Source organism: Streptococcus sp. TATVAM-FAB8, from assembly GCF_046592795.1.
GTDB lineage: Bacteria > Bacillota > Bacilli > Lactobacillales > Streptococcaceae > Streptococcus > Streptococcus ruminicola.
Genome location: NZ_JAWVPQ010000012.1, coordinates 1 through 20021, shown reverse-complemented (window position 1 = coordinate 20021; position 20021 = coordinate 1). Strand labels below are relative to the sequence as shown.

20 protein-coding genes and 1 tRNA gene are annotated in these 20021 nt (G+C 38.6%); 1 reads left to right on the top strand and 20 read right to left on the bottom strand.

The window, feature by feature from the left end:
- Positions 1-3 precede the first annotated feature (3 nt).
- The 6 genes from SFC32_RS06985 to tig all read right to left on the bottom strand — a co-directional run bounded on the left by SFC32_RS06985 (position 4) and on the right by tig (position 6250).
- The gene (locus tag SFC32_RS06985; protein WP_024344752.1) at positions 4-885 is read right to left on the bottom strand and encodes a class II fructose-bisphosphate aldolase; all 882 of its coding nucleotides are present in this window, start codon (positions 883-885) and stop codon (positions 4-6) included.
- A 224-nt stretch (positions 886-1109) separates the two neighbouring features.
- A tRNA-Leu gene (locus SFC32_RS06980) sits at positions 1110-1195 on the bottom strand.
- A 59-nt stretch (positions 1196-1254) separates the two neighbouring features.
- Positions 1255-2184, bottom strand: coding sequence for an alpha/beta hydrolase (locus SFC32_RS06975; protein ID WP_411049894.1), 930 nt, complete (start codon positions 2182-2184; stop codon positions 1255-1257).
- A 127-nt stretch (positions 2185-2311) separates the two neighbouring features.
- Complete coding sequence (locus tag SFC32_RS06970) at positions 2312-3922, bottom strand: CTP synthase (protein WP_039696017.1); 1611 nt, start codon at positions 3920-3922, stop codon at positions 2312-2314.
- Positions 3923-4199: 277 nt separating this feature from the next.
- Complete coding sequence (gene rpoE, locus SFC32_RS06965) at positions 4200-4772, bottom strand: DNA-directed RNA polymerase subunit delta (RefSeq protein WP_039696016.1); 573 nt, start codon at positions 4770-4772, stop codon at positions 4200-4202.
- Positions 4773-4966: 194 nt separating this feature from the next.
- On the bottom strand, positions 4967-6250 hold the full coding sequence (tig, locus tag SFC32_RS06960) for a trigger factor (protein WP_006530997.1): 1284 nt from the start codon (positions 6248-6250) through the stop codon (positions 4967-4969).
- Between the two features lie 203 nt (positions 6251-6453).
- On the opposite strand from tig, the gene SFC32_RS06955 reads away from it, so the two are divergent.
- Positions 6454-7296, top strand: coding sequence for a mechanosensitive ion channel family protein (locus SFC32_RS06955; RefSeq protein ID WP_074565230.1), 843 nt, complete (start codon positions 6454-6456; stop codon positions 7294-7296).
- 45 nt (positions 7297-7341) lie between these two features.
- On the opposite strand, the gene SFC32_RS06950 is transcribed toward SFC32_RS06955, so the two are convergent.
- The 14 genes from SFC32_RS06950 to SFC32_RS06885 all read right to left on the bottom strand — a co-directional run bounded on the left by SFC32_RS06950 (position 7342) and on the right by SFC32_RS06885 (position 19868).
- Positions 7342-7905 carry a TIGR01440 family protein gene (locus SFC32_RS06950; RefSeq protein ID WP_074565210.1) on the bottom strand — a complete coding sequence of 188 codons (564 nt, stop codon included), beginning with the start codon at positions 7903-7905 and terminating at the stop codon, positions 7342-7344.
- 24 nt (positions 7906-7929) lie between these two features.
- Positions 7930-8400, bottom strand: coding sequence for an ECF transporter S component (locus SFC32_RS06945; RefSeq protein ID WP_411049895.1), 471 nt, complete (start codon positions 8398-8400; stop codon positions 7930-7932).
- On the bottom strand, positions 8387-9154 hold the full coding sequence (locus SFC32_RS06940) for a bifunctional hydroxymethylpyrimidine kinase/phosphomethylpyrimidine kinase (RefSeq protein ID WP_411049896.1): 768 nt from the start codon (positions 9152-9154) through the stop codon (positions 8387-8389). Before SFC32_RS06940 ends, SFC32_RS06945 begins: the two co-directional genes overlap by 14 nt.
- Positions 9144-9893, bottom strand: coding sequence for a tRNA pseudouridine(38-40) synthase TruA (truA, locus tag SFC32_RS06935; protein WP_039696011.1), 750 nt, complete (start codon positions 9891-9893; stop codon positions 9144-9146). Before truA ends, SFC32_RS06940 begins: the two co-directional genes overlap by 11 nt.
- A gap of 117 nt (positions 9894-10010) precedes the next feature.
- Entirely contained in the window at positions 10011-10781 is a 771-nt protein-coding gene (locus SFC32_RS06930) for an alpha/beta fold hydrolase (protein ID WP_411049897.1), read from the bottom strand.
- 63 nt (positions 10782-10844) lie between these two features.
- A complete protein-coding gene (dnaJ, locus tag SFC32_RS06925) occupies positions 10845-11984 on the bottom strand; it encodes a molecular chaperone DnaJ (RefSeq protein ID WP_411049898.1) in 1140 nt (379 codons plus the stop codon).
- Positions 11985-12300: 316 nt separating this feature from the next.
- Positions 12301-14133, bottom strand: a complete 1833-nt coding sequence (gene dnaK, locus SFC32_RS06920) for a molecular chaperone DnaK (protein WP_157628714.1) — start codon at positions 14131-14133, stop codon at positions 12301-12303.
- An 84-nt stretch (positions 14134-14217) separates the two neighbouring features.
- The gene (gene grpE, locus SFC32_RS06915; RefSeq protein ID WP_039696008.1) at positions 14218-14757 is read right to left on the bottom strand and encodes a nucleotide exchange factor GrpE; all 540 of its coding nucleotides are present in this window, start codon (positions 14755-14757) and stop codon (positions 14218-14220) included.
- Positions 14758-14802: 45 nt separating this feature from the next.
- Positions 14803-15837 (bottom strand): heat-inducible transcriptional repressor HrcA, encoded by a 1035-nt coding sequence (hrcA, locus tag SFC32_RS06910; protein ID WP_039696007.1) that lies wholly within the window; start codon positions 15835-15837, stop codon positions 14803-14805.
- Between the two features lie 134 nt (positions 15838-15971).
- Positions 15972-16562, bottom strand: coding sequence for a glycoside hydrolase family 73 protein (locus tag SFC32_RS06905; RefSeq protein WP_411049899.1), 591 nt, complete (start codon positions 16560-16562; stop codon positions 15972-15974).
- Positions 16559-17335 carry a M15 family metallopeptidase gene (locus tag SFC32_RS06900; protein WP_411049900.1) on the bottom strand — a complete coding sequence of 259 codons (777 nt, stop codon included), beginning with the start codon at positions 17333-17335 and terminating at the stop codon, positions 16559-16561. Before SFC32_RS06900 ends, SFC32_RS06905 begins: the two co-directional genes overlap by 4 nt.
- Positions 17319-18023 carry a histidine phosphatase family protein gene (locus SFC32_RS06895; protein WP_074561382.1) on the bottom strand — a complete coding sequence of 235 codons (705 nt, stop codon included), beginning with the start codon at positions 18021-18023 and terminating at the stop codon, positions 17319-17321. The genes SFC32_RS06900 and SFC32_RS06895 overlap by 17 nt, the downstream gene beginning before the upstream one ends.
- A 229-nt stretch (positions 18024-18252) precedes the next feature.
- Positions 18253-19590 (bottom strand): PFL family protein, encoded by a 1338-nt coding sequence (locus SFC32_RS06890; protein WP_411049901.1) that lies wholly within the window; start codon positions 19588-19590, stop codon positions 18253-18255.
- 11 nt (positions 19591-19601) lie between these two features.
- On the bottom strand, positions 19602-19868 hold the full coding sequence (locus tag SFC32_RS06885) for an ACT domain-containing protein (RefSeq protein ID WP_039696002.1): 267 nt from the start codon (positions 19866-19868) through the stop codon (positions 19602-19604).
- Positions 19869-20021 lie beyond the last annotated feature (153 nt).

Below are 20021 nucleotides of genomic sequence, written 5' to 3'. Positions count from 1 at the left end.
TGATTAAGCTTTGTTAGCTGAACCAAATACGTCGATACGTTCTTCAACAGCTTCAGTAATAGCTTCGAAACCTGGTTTCAAGAATTTACGTGGGTCGAAGAGTTTTTTCTTATCGTATTCTTCTTCGTTTGCTTCGTATTCAGCAACAAATTTACGAGTAGCTTTAGCGAATGCGATTTGGCATTCAGTGTTAACGTTAACTTTAGCTACACCAAGTTTGATAGCTGCTTTGATTTGATCATCAGGGATACCTGAACCACCGTGCAATACGATTGGGAATCCTGGAACAGCAGCAGTCAATTTTTCAAGGTGGTCAAGGTGAAGACCTTGCCAGTTAGCTGGGTAAGGACCGTGGATGTTACCGATACCTGCTGCAAGGAAGTCGATTCCTGTAGCAACCATAGCTTTAGCATCTTCGATTGGTGCCAATTCACCGCCACCAACGATACCGTCTTCTTCACCACCGATAGTACCAACTTCAGCTTCAACTGAAACGCCTTTAGCGTGAGCTTTAGCTACAACTTCTTTAGCTTTTTCAAGGTTTTCTTCAAGTGGAAGGTGTGAACCGTCGAACATAACTGAAGTGTAACCAACTTCGATACATTCCAATGCATCTTCAAAGTGACCGTGGTCAAGGTGAATAGCAACTGGTACAGTGATACCCATTGATTCTACAAGGTTTTCGATAAGTGTTTTACAAAGTTTGTAACCACCCATGTATTTTGCAGCACCCATAGAAGTTTGGATAAGAATTGGAGCTTTTTTAGCTTCTGCTGCACGCAAGATTGCTTGAGTCCATTCAAGGTTGTTTGTGTTAAATCCACCAACCGCATATCCGTTTTCACGGGCAGCTTTGATAAATTTTTCCGCTGAAACGATTGCCATTATATAGGCCTCCTATTTATTTTTTGGGATATACCCTTTTTATATGTACATTCTATCACAAAATAAATAAGATTGCTAGCGTTACTTACAATTTGGTTAATTTTCTGTGAAAAAAGCAGTGTAAAAAGGAAAGTCTTTTCAAACTTTCTCACTTCTTTCATTTCTGTTTTCACTCAATGACCTCTGAGCACAAAAAAAGACAAGCACTCTCTGGCTTGTCACTCTGCGGAAAGAGGGACTTGAACCCTCACGATCTAAAGCGATCACAGGATCCTTAGTCCTGCGCGTCTGCCAATTCCGCCATTTCCGCTGTTCCTTAACAACATAAATAATTATATCAGCCATTCACATTTCTGTCAACACTATTTTTCAATTTTTTTGCAAAAAAGCTGAAATTTTTTCAATGTATGTTTTAGGATCACTTTCAAAAGATTTGGCATGCGCTGCACCCTTAGCTATATAAAGGTCTTTCTCACTATTGGTTGCACGATAATTTTTATAAACCATACTTGTTGGAACGAACTTATCTTCGCTTCCATGGATAAAAAGAATTGGGCGCATATTGTTTTTTAATTGTTTCACACAGCTGGCTTGTCCGTAAGAGAAACCTGCTCGAACTTTCGATACTGCAGACACTTCATAAAGAATCGGGAAAGCTGGTAAGTTATACATAGCTTTGGCTTGATATTTTAATTCATCCCAAACGCTGCTATAACCACAATCTTCAACAATATTAACCACTTGTTTTGGTAGTGTCTCTTCACCTGAAGCCATCATGACGGTAGCTCCACCCATCGAAACACCAAATAAAGTGATTTGACAATCCGAATTTTCTTCTGCTAATAGTTGAGCCCATTTTACGATGTTTAGGCGATCATTCCAACCATAACCAATAATTTGTCCCTGACTATCACCATGAGACATGTTATCTGGCATCAGAACATTATATCCAAGTTTATGGAACATCCAAGCATAAGGCTTCATGTCTTCTTTTTCACTTGTAAAACCGTGAACAACGATAGCTGTTTTATTTGTTTCAGCCGCTGCAGGAACATACCAAGCGTCCTGTTTAAGGCCTTGATTAGTCATCCAACGTGTTTCTTTACTTAACTGATCAAAACTTTGTTCATAGGCATATAAACTACTATCTTTGGGACGTGGTTTATTGTTAATAAACGATTTATCTTCACGAACCTGGGCAACATGAAAGAAATAAAAACTTGCCCCGACACTTGCTATAAACACTAGAGCAATCATCCATAACAAAATACTACGTTTCCTTATTCTCATTTTTCTCATGCTCACTATTATACTATTTTTTATCAAAATGTGAAGACTTCCTATGTAACAATACCATTACATAAAAAAACACCTTCTAAACCTTAGAAAGGCTTAAAAAGGTGTTTATCATTACGTATTTCTACTATTATTTACTGTTTTTATTTTCAATTGCCGCAGTCACAAACGCTGTGTAAAGCTCTTCTGGACGGTTTGGACGGCTTTGAAGTTCTGGGTGATATTGAGCAGCCACGAAGAATTTTTTCTCTGGCAATTCAACAACTTCCATCAAGCGGTTATCTGGTGACACACCTGAGAAGACGAAACCAGCAGCTTCAAATTGTTCACGGAATTTAGTGTTAAATTCGTAACGGTGACGGTGACGGCGTTGAACAACTTCTTGGTTGTTGTAAGCTTGCGCTGCACGTGAACCTGGTTTCAATTTACATGGGTAAAGTCCAAGACGAAGTGTTCCACCCATGTCTTCGATGTCGATTTGGTCACGCATGATGTCGATGATTGGGTATTTAGTGTCTGGATCAAGCTCAGCAGAGTTTGCCCCTTCCATGTTCAAGACGTGGCGAGCAAATTCCACACATGTCAATTGCATACCAAGACAGATACCTAGCATTGGCACATCTTTTTCACGCGCATAACGGATAGCTTCGATTTTACCTTCTGTACCACGTTGACCGAATCCACCAGGAACGATGATACCATCAGCATCACCAAGCATTTCTTCAACGTTATCAGCAGTCAAGTCGTTAGCGTTAACCCATTTAAGGTCAATTGCTGCATCGTTAACGTAACCTGAGTGTTTAAGTGCTTCAACAACTGAAAGGTATGCATCTGGCAATTCAACATATTTACCAACAAGAGCAATTTTAGTTGATTTTTTAAGGTTCATGATCTTATCAACCATTGCTGACCATTCTGACATATCAGCTTTTGGTACATCAAGTTTCAAGTGATCACAAACGATTTGGTCCATGTTTTGAGCTTGCATGTTAAGTGGAATTTGGTAAATGTGATCCACATCAAGTGACTCAATAACAGCTTCTGGAGCAACGTCACAGAATTGTGCCAATTTATTTTTAATGCCTTGACCAGCTGGTTTTTCAGTACGGATAACCAACATGTTTGGTTGAATACCAAGCCCACGTAATTCTTTAACTGAGTGTTGTGTTGGTTTAGTTTTCATTTCACCAGCAGCTTTAAGGTATGGAAGAAGAGTTGTGTGGATGTACATAACGTTATCCGCACCAACATCAGCTTTCATTTGACGAAGAGCTTCAAGGAATGGAAGACTTTCGATATCACCAACTGTACCACCAACTTCAGTGATGATAACATCAGAGTCAGTTGTTGTAGCAGCGCGTTTGATTTTTTCTTTCAAAGCGTCAGTGATGTGTGGAATAACTTGGACAGTTGCACCAAGGTATTCACCTTTACGTTCTTTACGAAGAACTTCGCTGTAGATTTTACCAGTTGTAACGTTTGAATATTTGTTAAGGTTGATATCGATGAAACGTTCGTAGTGACCAAGGTCAAGGTCAGTTTCCGCACCATCGTCTGTTACATAAACTTCACCGTGTTGATAAGGACTCATTGTACCTGGGTCAATGTTGATGTATGGGTCAAATTTTTGGATAGTCACTTTAAGACCACGATTTTTCAAAAGACGACCAAGACTTGCAGCAACGATTCCCTTACCGATAGAAGAAACAACACCACCAGTAACAAAAATATACTTAGTCATTAAATAAAACTCCTTTAAAATAAAAATGATAGCAAACGATAAGTGCTTGAAAATTGAAAGCGAAAGAATATCAAATAATTAGCAAATTTATTCGATAAATGAAAAAAAGCAAATGGCCATTTACTTTTAGGAAAACAAAAATAGCTCCCTAAAAAGTTAGGGAGCTTTTCTCCGACCTCTAAAAAAGAGGTGCCCGAATAATACTATAAACTATCCTGAGACTTTTGTCAAATGATATGAATTAGTTTTTTAAATTAAATTTAGACACTTAAACTAATTATTCTTCGTCCAAATCGTCATCTTCATCATCTTCTTCGTTGATATCAACTTCTTCATCCAAATCATCATCTGGAATGATCTCGTTGATTTCTGAATCGTATGATTCAACTTCAGATTTTTCATCATCTGGATTTTCGTCATCGTATTCCATATCAGAAGATTTTGCAGAGTAATCGTCATCTTCTGGATCATCATCTGAATAATCGATGGCATCTTCGTCACCATCCATAAAGGCATTTACACGTTTGCGTTTACGTTTTGGTGCTCCATTTTCATCTTCTTCAAGTGTAATGATTTCTTCGTCGATTTCGTCGATAGCATACCATGAACGAAGTCCCCATTTGTTGTCGCCAAGTGGAATAAAGCTTCCATCAACGTTTAATGCAGAGTAAAAATATGGTAAAGCTTCACGAATTTCTGCGTCTGATTTTTCGAGGTAGTTTTGGATCTCATTTACAAGATCGCTGAAATACATTTCATGATCGCGTCCACGTTCTTCCAGAATAGCACGTGCAACTTCAATCATTGAAAGTTCGCTTTTTTCTTGTCCAGCAAATACTTCTAATTCCAAGGTAATTCTCCTTATTAATCTTAGGATGTGAGCAAACAGCCACAATAACCCTATTATCTTAATTTTCGTTACTCTCTATTTTACGCTAATTTTGTCAATTCGTCAAAAGATTTATAAGAATTTCTGAGAAAGGGCATAAAAAGCCAAGTAATCTATCGATTACCTGACTTTATAACTATTTATCTAAGGATAAATTATTTTACTTTTGCAGTGCTTGTTACCACTTCAACAGCTTTCTTCATAGCGATGTCGTGTTTAAGCATGTCTGCTGAAAGAAGGTTACGAACTTGTTCAACTTCCATGTTGTATTCTGAAGCAAGGTCGTTGATTTCTTTTTCGATTTCTTCGTCAGAAGCTTCGAATCCTTCTGCTTTAGCGATAGCTTCGATAACAAGGTTAGTTTTAACACGTTTGTCAGCGTCAGCTTCGTATTGTTTGTGAAGGTCTTCTTCAGTTGTACCAGTCAATTGGAAGTACATTTCTGGAGAGATACCTTGACGTTGCATGTTACCCATGAATTCGTTCATAGCGCGGTGAACTTCGTCGTGAACCATTTCCTCTGGCAATTCAACGATTTCAGCGTTAGCAACAGCCAATTCAAGAGCAGCACCTTCTACAGCGTCGTCAAATGCGATTTCTTTAGCTGATTCAAGTTCTTTACGGTATTTAGCTTTCAATTCGTCAAGAGTTTCAACTTCTTCGTCGATGTCTTTAGCAAGTTCGTCGTCAAGAGCTGGAACTTCTTTAGCTTTAACTTCGTGTACAGTTGTAACGAATTTAGCATCTTTACCAGCAAGGTCTTCAGCTTGGTATTGTTCTGGGAATGTTACGTTAACTTCTACAGTTTCACCAGCTTTAGCACCAACTAATTGGTCTTCGAAACCAGGGATGAATTGACCTGAACCAAGTTCAAGTGAGAAGTTTTCACCTTTACCACCGTCAAATTCAACACCGTCAACTGAACCTACAAAGTCGATAACAACTGTATCACCAAGTTCTGCTGCACCTTCTTTAACGATAAGTTCAGCAAGGTTGTTGCGTTCGCGTTCAACTTTTTCGTCAACTTCAGCGTCAGTTACTTCTTTAGAAGCTTCTACTGATACTTCAAGGTTTTTGTAGTCACCAAGTTTAACTTCTGGTTTTGTAACAACTTCAGCAGTCAAAGTCCATTCTTGACCTTTTTCCATTGATTGGATGTCAATTTTTGGTTGAGCAACAACATCAAGGCTAAGTTCTGCAACTGCTGCTTGGTAAGCTGCTGGAAGAAGTGCGTTCAATGCATCTTCGTAAAGTGCTTCTTCACCAAATTGTTGGTTAAATACGGCACGTGGCATGTGACCTTTACGGAAGCCAGGTGCGTTCAAATTTTTCTTAACTTTGTTGAATGCTTGATCAAGAGCTGGTTTGATTTTATCTTGACCGATTGTGAATGTAATCACGCCACGGTTAGTAGCTTTGTTTTCAAATGATACAGACATGAAGTCATTTCTCCTTAAAATTTTATATACAGTTTAGTTTAACATATTTCAGGCTTTTTTGTCAAAGAATAGTGTTATATCAAGGGTTTTAGAGGCTAAGTTTTTTCTTATCATTTCAGCAGTTTTGGCTATTATTACTTTGTGTCAACAAATCAAATTAATAAAAACTTGCTTGCAAAGTATTTTTTTAATAAACTATGGGTATGAACATTATTTCAAAATATATCGAACAACTTCAGGTAGAAGAGATTGCGATTGATCTTATCTCAAAAACAGTGTCTCTTATCCTGCTTCTTGTGCTTTTTCTCATTGCTAAAAGAGTTGTTAATTTCATTTTTACACATGCTGTTGCAAAATCAATTGCACTCTCACGTCAAACTGAAGCACGTCAAAAAACCATCACGAAACTGCTCCACAATATTATGAATTACACCCTCTACTTTTTCTTTATCTACTGGGTGTTAAGCATTCTAGGTGTTCCTGTTTCAAGTCTTCTTGCAGGTGCTGGACTTGCTGGGGTTGCCCTTGGTCTTGGGGCACAAGGTTTCTTGACTGATGTCGTCAATGGTTTCTTCATCTTGCTTGAAAATCAATTCGAAGTCGGTGACTCAGTTGTTATCGGAGCTGTCGAAGGAAACATCTCAAGCGTTGGTATCCGTACAACACAAATTCGTGGTTTTGACGGAACCTTGCATTTCATTCCTAACCGTAATATCACTGTTGTTTCAAATAAATCTCGTGGTGATATGCGTGTTCAGATTGATATTCCAATCTACGCTCACACTGACCTTGAGAAAGTAGCTAATATCATCAAAACCGTTAACCAAGAACAATTACCAAGTTTCCCTGAAATCGTTGGTAGTCCGACAATTCTTGGCCCACGTACTAATAGCACTGCTCAACTTGTTTTCCGAATTGATATCTTCGTTCAAAACGGTAAGCAAAGCTACATTTACTCAAACTTCTATCGCCTTTACCAAGAAGCCCTCTTGGAAAACGATATTCATTTGCCAACAATGTATGCTAATCCGACACTTTCTAAATAAGCAAAAAAAGGTTGAAGTTCAGCACTTCAGCCTTTTTATAATTGTTTAAAATTTACGGATTGGGTCTGCTGTGTAAGTCGCACGCGCACCACCGATAAGTTTTGGTCGGCTAGCAAGCGCTGTGACGTGAGCGCCTCCAAGTTCACGTTGAACTGGAACAAGAGGAACTTGCACGCGCTTGACATGCATACCTATAAAAGTATCACCGATATCAAGCCCTGCGTGTGCCACAATTTCTTCCACTTCAACCGGGTCGCTCATGAATTTAAAAGCAGCCACTTGACCACTACCACCAGCGTGCAAATTTGGAATAACATTGACGATTTCTAAATCTTTCTTTTCAGCTAATTCACGTTCAACTGTCAAAGCACGATTCAAATGTTCACATCCCTGAACAGCTAGATAAATACCGCGCTCATTAAGTTCATCGAGAATGGTTTTTACAATCACTTCACCAATTTCTGCGCTGCTATTTTTTCCAATCAAGCCACCTGCTACTTCGCTAGATGATAACCCAAGGACAAAAATTTGTCCTTTTTTAATGGCTGAGCGTTCCACAATATCAACAACAATTGCTCGTGTTTCCTTTGCTAATGCTTCTAAATCCATCTTATGCCTCCCTGGTTTACTAATCTATTTTTTGTTAATTCCTTTTTCAAACGATAGAAAAATCAAATAACCTGCAAACATGCCAAAAATATTTTGGAGTAAGTTTCCTGGAATACTAGCCCAAGCAGCACCCCAACCATATCCTAAAAGTAATGCCGCTAAGAAGTACCAAGCAACCATTGAAATACTTGCAAGAACTAATCCCAAAATACGTTTTTTCTCTGTCCAACCAGCAAAAAATCCTTGTGCACCGTGGGCAATCAAACTATGAAACATATACTGTGGATAAGCCAACAAAAGGTCAATCAAAAAGCCTGATAAACCACCCACAACAGCTCCTGACTTAGGCCCTAAATAGAAAGCTGTGAAATAAATCCCAACATCAAGAAGGGTTAAATAACCTGTTGGCGTTGGAATGTGTATATAGGCAAGCACAACGCAAAGCGCCGCCAAAACCGCCATTACCGTTAAATCGCGTGTCTTATTTTTCGTCATAATTTTGTTTCACTCCATATTTATCTGAATGGCGGATAGCTTGGTAAACAAACTTTTTTGATACCGCAACAGCTTCCTTAGCTGATTTTCCAAGGACCAATTGACTCGCAATACTTGACGCAAAGGTACAACCTGCACCAATATTATTGCTATCAAGCACAGCTGTTTCAAACACTTCATAATCTTTGCCATCATAAAAGACATCAATGGCTTGCTCTTTGCTCAATCGATTACCGCCTTTGATGACCACATGTTTAGCACCCAAGTCAACTAAACGTTTAGCAGCTGCTTTCATATCGTCCAAAGTCTTGATAGTCATTTGAGTCAATAGCTCCGCCTCAACCAAATTAGGAGTAATAATAGTCACATAAGGGAAAAATTTCAAAAGCTCGTCACGCAAAGCCGAAACTTCCACATCATGTTTTTCTTTACAAACTAAAACCGGATCAAGTACAATCGGAATTTCTTTATGCTCTTTAACAAATTCAAGCGCCTTATCAGCCAGTCTAACATTAGGCAACAAACCTAATTTAATTCCTGAAAAAGGAACATCTTTTAAGCTGTTTAATTGATGATCAAACACCTCGTCATCTGTCGCAAAAACTTCAAAACCTTTGTCTGTCAAAGCTGTTAAACAAGTCACTGCTAAAAAGCCATGCAAATGATTAGTTGTGTAGGTTGCTAAATCAGCATAAAGCCCACCACCACTAAAAATATCATTGCCAGAAATTGCCAAAATGTACTTATTCGTCATAAATAATCTCCTTCAAATAAAGCCCATTACCTGCTGCCGTAGGTCCAGCCAAATCACGATTTTTAGACGCTAACACCGTCTTAATCTGACTAACTGGCATACGACCATTTCCAATTTTCAGTAAAGTCCCCACCATATTGCGGACTTGTTTATAAAGAAAACCATTTCCACTGAAGGTAAAGACAAAGAAGCCTGTTTTTTCGTCAATATCAACCGTTGCTCGTGTAATCGTGCGAACTTTATTTTCAACAGATGTACCTGAAGCTGTAAAACCTGTAAAATCATGAGTTCCTACCAAATCCTGAATAGCCTCTTGCATCAAAGCTAAATCCAGTGGATAAGGATAATGTGTCGCATAATGGCGCATCATCGGATTCTTAGGACGCCCTGCATCAACTAAAAATTCATAAGTTTTACTATGCTTATTATAACGTGAATGAAAGTCGTCACTGACTTGTTCAACCTTCACCACATCAATATCTTCTGGTGACTGCGTATCCAAACCAAAACGCAATTTCTCCACATCACGCGCCTGTGGCAAATCAAAGTGAACCACTTGCCCATAAGCATGAACCCCAGAATCTGTACGACCAGCACCGTGAACTTTAACAGGCTGACCACTATTTAGCCTCTGTAAGGTCTTTTCAAGCTCTTCCTGAACCGAACGCTCACTCGGCTGACGCTGAAAACCGGCAAAAAGCCTACCATCATATGAAATTGTTGCTTTATATCTTACCATGTGTGTATTTTATCATCTTCCTAGAGGACTTTCCAGAAAATTTAGAACAGACTGTCCCCGTACAGATTTTAACATAAAAACAGAGATTGGAAAATAGACTCCAACCTCTGCATACTATTAATCTTTCAAACCAGCCACAATTGCTTGAGCAAGCCCAGAAGGATTCTCCCAAGCCATCGAGTGCCCTGCATCCTCAACAACTCTCAAAGACACGCCTGCCTCTGCTAAACTTGTATAGTCATTATCTGGCAATGATTTTCTTCCAAAAATCACTGTTTTAGGTAAATTCAAATCATATAACATCTGGCGCCAAGATGTTTTTCCACCCTGAACAGCATTGACAGACATTCGATGAACTGCATAAGGTGACCACTGTGCCAAAGTTACTGCCCACATACTATTACCTGAATTTTTGCTTTCTGCTAATACTTTACAAAATCCGAAATCAATGAATTCTTTTTCTGAAAAGCTTGCAATTTCAAAACTCGAGCTTCCAAAAGTACTCGGATCTAAATTAGGTTCACTTAGAATTAACTTTTCTACTCTGTCTGAGCAAATACTGGCTAATTCAATAGCAATTGGTCCACCTAAGCTATGCCCAAAAACTGTCAGATTTGCTAAATTCAATGTCTCAATAAAATCCTTCAAGTACGTAACATGTGAACTGATACGATAGCCAAATCTTTCTGGCTTATCACTGTACCCTGCTCCCAATAAATCAACAAGCAAACAGCGATGATTTTTTAAGCATTCCTGCGAAACAACTTCACCGTAATCAAAAGAGCCCGCACAACCTAAACCATGTATAAATAAAATCGGACTACCGTCACCTGAAAAATCTTGATAGCGCATATAAGCATTTTGGTCGTCAATAAAGTATTCTTTCATAATCTCCCCTTCTATAAAAAAAAGAGATCGGAAAATAGATTCCAATCTCTTTTTAGTTTTCAATTATTCACCATCAAAGGCGTCTTTAACTTTGTTGAAGAAACCTTTTTTCTTAGGATTTCCAACTTTATCGCCACCAGCTTGCGCAAATTGTTTAAGTGCTTCAACTTGTGCATCGTTAAGTTTTGTCGGTGTCACAATATTAACCGTAACGTGTTGGTCACCTTGACCACCACCACGCAATTTAGGAGCACCTTTACCGCGAAGTCGGAACGTTTTACCAGTTTGAGTTCCAGCTGGGATAGTCATTTCAACATCACCATGAACCGTTGGCACCTCAACAGTATCACCGAGCGCAGCTTGAACAAAACTGATGTTCATTGTGTAGTAAATTGTTGAACCTTTACGTTCAAATTTATTGCTTGGCAAAACATTGATGATAACGAAGAGGTCACCATAAGGACCGCCGTTAAAGCCAGCCTCACCTTGTCCTTGCAAGCGAATTTGTTGACCAGTTTCAACACCAGCCGGAATTTTAACAGACACTTTATGTGTTTTCTTTTCGTGTCCTGTTCCATGACATGTGTGACATGGTTCTTTAATTTCTTTACCTGTACCGTGACAGACATCACATGTCACTTGACGACGCATCATACCAAGTGGTGTTTGTGTATCAACATTAATCACACCTGAACCATGACAACGACTACATGTTACAGGGCTAGTTCCTGGTTTAGCACCTGAGCCATGACAAGTTGAACATGTTGATTCTCGGTTGTAAGCTACTTCTTTTTCAACACCAAAGATAGCTTCTTCGAATGTCAAATTGACACGGTATTGAAGGTCATCCCCTTGACGAGGTGCGTTTGGATTACGCATTCCGCCGCCTCCACCAAAGAAGCTTGAAAAGATATCTTCAAATCCACCGAATCCAGCTCCATCAAAACCGCCAAAGCCGCCAGCTCCACCACCGAAGCCACCGTTGGCACCAGCAGGACCATATTGGTCATAAGCCGCACGTTTTTGTTCATCACCTAAAGTTTCATAGGCTTCTTGAACTTCCTTATATTTTTCTTCTGCACCAGGTTCTTTATTAATATCTGGGTGATACTTTTTAGACATTTTGCGGTAAGCTTTTTTAATTTCAGCTTGCGAAGCGTCTTTAGAAACACCCAAACGATCGTAAAATTCTGTATTGTTCATAATTATGATATTAAGCCGTTAGACATCGTCAAAATAAGAGATTGAACAAAAGATGTTTACACCTCCCTTTTGACACCAGCCATGGCTCGCGTTCATTTCTGAACACTTTTCCTTTCTATTTGATTAGAAGGTTTTTCTAGAAACAAGCGTATCTGACTCTCGTCATAAAAGACTTGTTCATTCAAGCGACTTGCGGTCGCTATCTACTTATGCTATCTACCCAAAAGCAGAGGCTGGGTTGCAACCTCTGCATTTAGATTTATATTTTCAACATACTGAGTTTCAAACCCAATGTAAATCTGTTTAGAAGACTCAATTATTTTTCAGTGAATTCACCGTCAACAACGTCATCACCATTGTTGTTTGATGAATCAGCTGATTGAGCACCTTCAGCACCTTGTGCTGCTTGTTGTGCTGCGGCAGCTTGTTCGTACATTTTAACTGCAAGAGCTTGAGCTTTTTCGTTAAGAGCTTCAAGTTTAGCTTTCATATCTTCAAGATTGTTAGCTTCTTGAGCAGCTTTCAATTCATCAAGAGCTGATTGTGCAGCATCGCGTTCTGTATCGAAGCCTTTACCTTCAGTTTCTTTGATTGTTTTTTCTGTTGCAAAGATAGCTTGGTCAACTTCGTTACGAAGATCAACTTCTTCTTTACGTTTAGCATCAGCTTCTGCGTTAGCTTCTGCATCTTTCATCATTTTTTCAATTTCTTCATCAGTCAAACCTGAGTTAGATTGGATAACGATGTGTTGTTCTTTTTGAGTACCAAGGTCTTTAGCTTTAACAGATACGATACCGTTTTTATCAATATCAAATGTTACTTCGATTTGAGGGATACCACGAGGTGCAGCTGGGATATCAGTCAATTGGAAACGACCAAGAGTTTTGTTATCAGCAGCCATTGGACGTTCACCTTGAAGAACATGGATATCTACAGCTGGTTGGTTATCAGCAGCTGTTGAGAAGACTTGTGATTTAGAAGTTGGGATAGTAGTGTTACGGTCGATAAGTTTTGTAAATACACCACCCATTGTTTCGATACCAAGTGACAATGGAGTAACGTCAAGAAGTACGACGTCTTTAACATCACCAGTGATAACACCACCTTGGATAGCAGCACCCATAGCAACTACTTCATCAGGGTTAACTGATTTGTTTGGTTCTTTGCCAGTTTCAGCTTTAACAGCTTCTACAACGGCAGGGATACGAGTTGAACCACCGACAAGGATAACTTCGTCGATTTCAGAGATTGAAAGACCTGCATCTGAAAGAGCTTGACGAACTGGAGTTTTAGTACGTTCAACAAGGTCACGAGTCAAATCATCGAATTTAGCACGTGAAAGGCTTGTTTCCAAGTGAAGAGGTCCAGCAGCTCCTGCAGTGATGAATGGAAGTGAGATTTGTGTTTGAGTAACACCTGAAAGATCTTTTTTAGCTTTTTCAGCAGCATCTTTCAAACGTTGAAGGGCCATTTTATCTTGGCTAAGGTCAATTCCGTTTTCGTTCTTGAAGTCAGCAACTAACCAATCAATAATTTTTTGGTCGAAGTCGTCACCACCAAGTTTGTTATCACCTGCTGTAGCAAGTACGTCAAAGACACCATCACCAAGTTCAAGGATAGATACGTCGAATGTACCACCACCAAGGTCAAATACCAAGATTTTTTCATCTTTATCAGTTTTATCAAGACCATAAGCAAGTGCAGCTGCAGTTGGTTCGTTAACGATACGTTCTACTTCAAGACCAGCGATTTTACCAGCGTCTTTAGTTGCTTGACGTTGAGCATCGTTGAAGTATGCAGGAACTGTGATAACAGCTTTTGTTACTTTTTCACCAAGGTAATCTTCAGCGTAACCTTTAAGGTATTGAAGAATCATTGCTGAGATTTCTTGTGGAGTGTATTCTTTACCGTTTGCAGATACTTTTTCAGAAGTACCCATTTTAGATTTGATAGAGATTACTGTATCTGGGTTAGTTACTGCTTGACGTTTTGCAGCATCACCAACAATGATTTCACCATTTTTGAATGAAACAACTGATGGAGTTGTACGGTTACCTTCTGGATTTGCGATAATTTTTGATTCAGTTCCTTCAAGAACTGCAACAGCTGAGTTTGTTGTACCTAAGTCAATACCAATAATTTTAGACATGTTCTACCCCTCTTTTTTATATGAATTTATCTTTTTTATACTTTCTGTTATAGTTTAATGACATTGCGGTCAGGTCATTTGCATTTAGTTGTAAACAACAACCATTGCAGGACGCAACAAGCGTTCATGAAGTTTATAACCTTTTTGAAGAACTTGTGCAATGCTATCCACTGGATGTTCATCATCCGCTGGAAGTGTTTGAACTGCCATGTGCAAGTTGTGGTCAAAGTTTTCAACAACCACTTCTTCAACACCTTCTTCATTAAGTGCACGAACTAGGCTATCGCGTGTCATTTCAAGACCTTTTTTTACATCGTCAGTCAAACCTTCAACAGCAAGAGCTCGTTCCAAGTTATCCAAACTTGGTAAAATAGCTTTTGCTAAATCTTGTGAACGGTATTTTTGCAATTGTTGACGTTCTTCGTTAGCACGACGTTGAATATTTTGCATTTCAGCATGAGCACGAAGGTATTTGTTTTCAAAATCTTCAGCACGCTCAAGTGCTTTTTGCAATTCTTCGTTTTGAGCATCTTCTTGAGGCTGCTCTTCTACTTTTTCTTCAGTCACAACATCAGTGGCTTCAACTTCTTCTTGAAGTTCTTCGTTTTTAATTTCTTCTGACACTGTGTCCCTCCCTATCTTTTTATCAATTTAATTCAATTACTAAACTTAGTTGACCTCGTAGTGATTACTATTAAGGTATCGGTAGTAATCACCAAGTTTCATCGCTAAAACTCGCCCGATAACATTAACCAAGCTAACGCTTCGGCGATAATCCATATCAATGGGACCAATCAAGCTAAGGAGCCCAAATCCACGATAAGGAATCAGAAACTTATGTGTTAAAACAGTCACATTTGCTAAAGCTGGCTCTTGACTATCTGCAACCTGAACATTGGCAATTTCATCTTCTTTCATTGAAGAGCGAAGCGCAACCGCCACTCGTTGGTCATTATCCAAGAAACGGTAAGTTTCCAAATCAGCATAATCAAGCGAATTAACTTTACCAGCTACGAAAACCAATTCTCTGAACAATTCTGCAAAAATATAATCAAACAAATCCAAAACATTATCTGTCACTGTGAAATACTTTTGCAAAACCTGTGGAATTTCTGTTCGTAACTTATAATGGATATCCATCACCGTGCGACCAAGCAAACGTTCATCAACGATTTCTTTCAAAGTCACCAAATCTTTCAACATAAAGTTTTTCGGAATGGCAAATTGAATAGTTGCTGGCTTAGATTCATCCAAAGTTAAAACAGCTAAAGCGTCATGACTTGATAGTTGAACAATATCAAAGGCAGTTAATTTCTGGCGGGCTGGTTCAACATCCAAAATCACTGATGTATAACCAGTCATATCAGCCAAGACTTGACTTGCCTTTTGTAAAATATCATCAAGCTTAAAAGCTTCAAAATCAAAAGCCTTAACCACTTGGTAAATATCACGTTCATCGATACTATCAAGACTCAATGAATGCTCAACAAAGTACTTAAATCCAGCAGCACTTGGCATCCGTCCACTAGACGTGTGAGCTTTCTCAAGCAACCCTAGCTTTTCAAGTTTAGCCATGTCATTACGAATGGTAGCACTACTTGAATCGATAGTTGCTTGCAAAGTTTTAGAGCCAATAGGTTCATGCGTCTGTGTAAACAATTCAACGATTAAATTCAGAATTTCACTTTGACGTTGTGTAATCATAACCTCGCCCCTTTCAACTTTTAGCACTCATTTACCTCGACTGCTAATTTATAGTTCTATTATACTCCTCTAAAAAGCAGTGTCAAGGAAAAAGCATAAAAAATTAGCACTCTTTTTACTAGAGTGCTAATTCCTTATTTATCATATGTTGTTAAGTCATTTTCTTCAATAATAGCAATCAATTTACTCGCATAATTGGGGTCTGAACTAAAGCCCATATCTTGCAGTGCTTGTGCTGGTTTCTTGTACCCTTTGTTAGAAACCATAACGTCATAAGCACCTTCGCTATTACGAATTTTACCTGATTTCAGCAAATCAAAATAATCGTAAATAGCATCATCCCAAGATTTATAAACAGCAAATTGGCCAATTTCAGTTTGCCACTCATTGACAAAATAACGTTTGTATTTCAAAGTCACAGGTTTATTTCCTGGCTGCGCAGAAACAGCAAAGAGATTATGATATTTCACAGCTAGCAAATTTTGACCATAATCAGATTCTAACGCTGCTTGTGCCATCACCAATGACGGACGCACGCCATAAGCTTCTGCCACTTCTTGAACCGTTGGTGCAATGTCAGCAAAAAATTCCGACTTATTATAGGAAACTTTTTCTGTTTTATTTGCACTAGGTGTTGCTCGGTGAGCATACAGCGGTGAAAAAATACCTAGAACCAAAACAGCCAAAAATACAAGAAATTGAACAAAAGAGAATCGAGATTTCATCGTTTATTCTCCTTCAACAAAGCAATGTATTCTTCAAGGCTAAGATTATTATCAGTCATGTATTTTGCTGATTCTTTACCAACATAACGGAAGTGCCAATCTTCATAATCAACTCCTGTTGACTCACTTTTTCCTTTTGGAAAACGAAGAACAAATCCATATTCAGGTGCAATAGCTTTTACTTTTTCCACAACATCAACATCACTTTGATTGAGGTAATTAACAGTACTCATATCCATGGCTAAACCAGTTTGGTGTTCACTAGCCCCAGCCGGTTGTGAATACGTCTTAACCAAATCTTCTGCCGCAGACTGTGTCAAACTTGGGTCAGCAGCCATTTCCTGCGATACATATGAATTAAACAATTCTTCCTGGTACGCAACGCTTCGGTAACCAGAAATCAAGTGTTCACTAGCGTCAATAGCTTGCGCTGCAGCCAAGAAATTACGAGCATCATCAGCAATACGTGAATCAACCGTAATATTATCAATTTGCGTCAAATCCGGATTCATTTCTGGCGTGATGTGGTCACGATTTACCAAGACCAATTGCCAATCTTTGGTTGAAACATCAGGTAAATTCGCTACTTTTTTCTTAGCAGCTACTGAAGGGGACTTAGCTGATGAATTTTGACTCACCGAAGTAGAAGCATTTCTTGCATTTCCCTTTAAAGTCAATCGATTTCCTTGAACGAAAACAAAAATTCCAACAATAAAAATGATAATAACTAATAACCCTAATATTAAGGTTGGTAAACTACGCTTTTTTCTCATCTTTTCTTTCTTCTAATAATTGTCGACCTTTGAGACGATAACTAACATCTCCAATCGATTCAATAATAAATTTGCCATTCTCAAAACTAACAACTGTTACACTACCATTATCTAGTCCAAGACCTCTTGGGGTCGTAGGGTCAATTAACCACAAAAACGTACCAATAGTCATACCATGACTCACAACAATGGCATTGCCACCACCTGATGCTTCAATCTTTTTAGCAATAGCAGTAAATCCTTCTAAAATCCGGCTACTTAGCTCTTCCCAAGTCTCAGCCCAACCAGCGGTATCAACTTTGTAAATGCCCTTGGCTAATTCTTCGTAAGACAGCTTTGTCATATCCTTATCAAAAACTCGAGGAAGAACACCGTTGAAGAGCTCACCGTCATATCCTCCATCTAGACTACCAAAGCACCACTCACGAATACGTTTATCACGCGTGTAAGGAATATCCTCTTGCTGACATTCTCGCAATATAATTTCCATTGTTTGCAAAGTCCGCCCACTATCACTTGAAAAAGCTTCCTTAAATGTCAAACCCGCAGCCTTTAAGCCAACACCAAGTTCCTGAATACCACGTTCACCCTCAGCAGTCAACGGAGTATCACTCCAACCCTGTGCACGACCGATTGTGTTAAACATTGTCTTACCATGACGAGCAATATACAACCTTGTTTTTACCATTGGCTTCCTCCTATAAACTAGAAACAAACAGAAATAGTGATAACAAAATAAATAGTAATTTAAGACTTTAATGCCACTTTATTATAACATATTTTTCGCTTTGCTCCTTCGTCCAAAACACAATCTTAATTAGGAAAAAGACAAGTTTTTAAAGAAGGATTTCAAACAAAAATCTAGGGCAAAAATTACTTTCACCCTAGATATTTTATGACTAAAAATGATTAACAGATTAGTTTTTAAAGCTATGGACAGGCGCAGGAATTTGACCTCCACGGTGAATGAAATCAGCAGACGAATTATGGTTAACACGCATCACTGGTGCAGCACCAAGAAGTCCACCAAATTCAATCATATCGCCTTCTTTACCTTTAGGAATGATACGAACAGCTGTTGTTTTTTGATTAATAACACCAATAGCAGCTTCATCAGCAATCATAGCAGCAATTGTTTCGTGCGGAGTATCCTCAGGAATAGCAATCATATCCAAACCAACTGAACAGATAGCTGTCATAGCTTCAAGTTTTTCTAAATTAAGAGAACCATTTTGAACAGCAGCAATCATTCCTTCATCTTCAGAAACTGGAATAAAAGCACCTGATAGACCACCGACTTGGTTACAAGCCATGATTCCACCTTTTTTAACTTGGTCATTCAAAAGCGCAAGTGCTGCAGTTGTACCGTGAGTACCAACTGCTTCAAGTCCCATTTCTTCAAGAACACGAGCGACAGAATCCCCAACAGCTGGTGTAGGAGCAAGTGAAAGGTCAACAATACCAAATTTAACCCCTAAACGTTCACTAGCCATTTGACCAACTAATTGACCGATACGAGTAATTTTGAAGGCTGTTTTCTTAACAGTTTCTGCAACAACATCGAAACTTTCACCGCGAACTTTTTCAAGAGCACGTTTGACAACACCAGGACCAGAAACACCGACATTAATGACAACATCCGCTTCACCAACACCATGGAAAGCACCAGCCATGAAAGGATTATCCTCAACCGCATTGGCAAACACAACTAATTTCGCGGCGCCTAAATCAGACAATTGAGCAGTTTCTTTAATCACACGTCCCATGTCAGCAACGGCAGTCATATTGATACCAGATTTTGTTGAACCAATATTTACTGATGAACATACTTTTTCAGTCTCAGAAAGTGCACGAGGAATTGAATTAATCAAAATTTCATCGCCTTTTTGGTAACCTTTTTGAACCAATGCAGAAAAACCACCGATGAAATCAATACCAATTTTATGTGCAGCTTTATCTAAAGCATGTGCAAGTGGAAGATAATCTGTCGCATCAGTTGCAGCACCGATGATTGAAATTGGTGTCACAGACACACGTTTATTGACAATCGGAATACCAAGCTCAGCAGCAATTTCATCTCCAACTTCAACAAGAGAACCAGCTTTTTCGACTACTTTTTTATAAATTTTATCAGCAGCTTTGTTAATATCAGGATCGATACAATCAAGAAGAGAAATCCCCATAGTAATAGTACGAACATCGAAATTTTGCTCTTCAATCATTGCAATTGTTTCAGTAACTTGTCTAATATCCACAGCTAGCCTCCTTAAATATTGTACATAGCGTCAAAAATCGCTGCGCTTTGAATGTTAATTTTGACGTTAAGTGTGTCCCCATAAGCTTCAAATTCAGAGCGTAATTTTGTGAAATCTTGTTTTTCATCAGATGAAACAACAGCCATCATTGTGAAAAAATCATCCAAAACAGTTTGAGAAATATCATCAATATTCAAACCAAACTCAGCAATTTTTGCTGAAACACCTGCTACAATACCTGCTTTATCTTTTCCGACAACAGTAATAATTGCTTTCATGAGAAGCCTCCAAAACTAATATTTGTTCAATTTTACCACAATTTTCTGAAAAATTCCATTTAATTAGCAAAATAATTCGCTAATAACGAATTATTTTAGAATATTTAAAACAAATATTCATGTTTTATGTCTAAAATTGGATTTTTCTTCCGG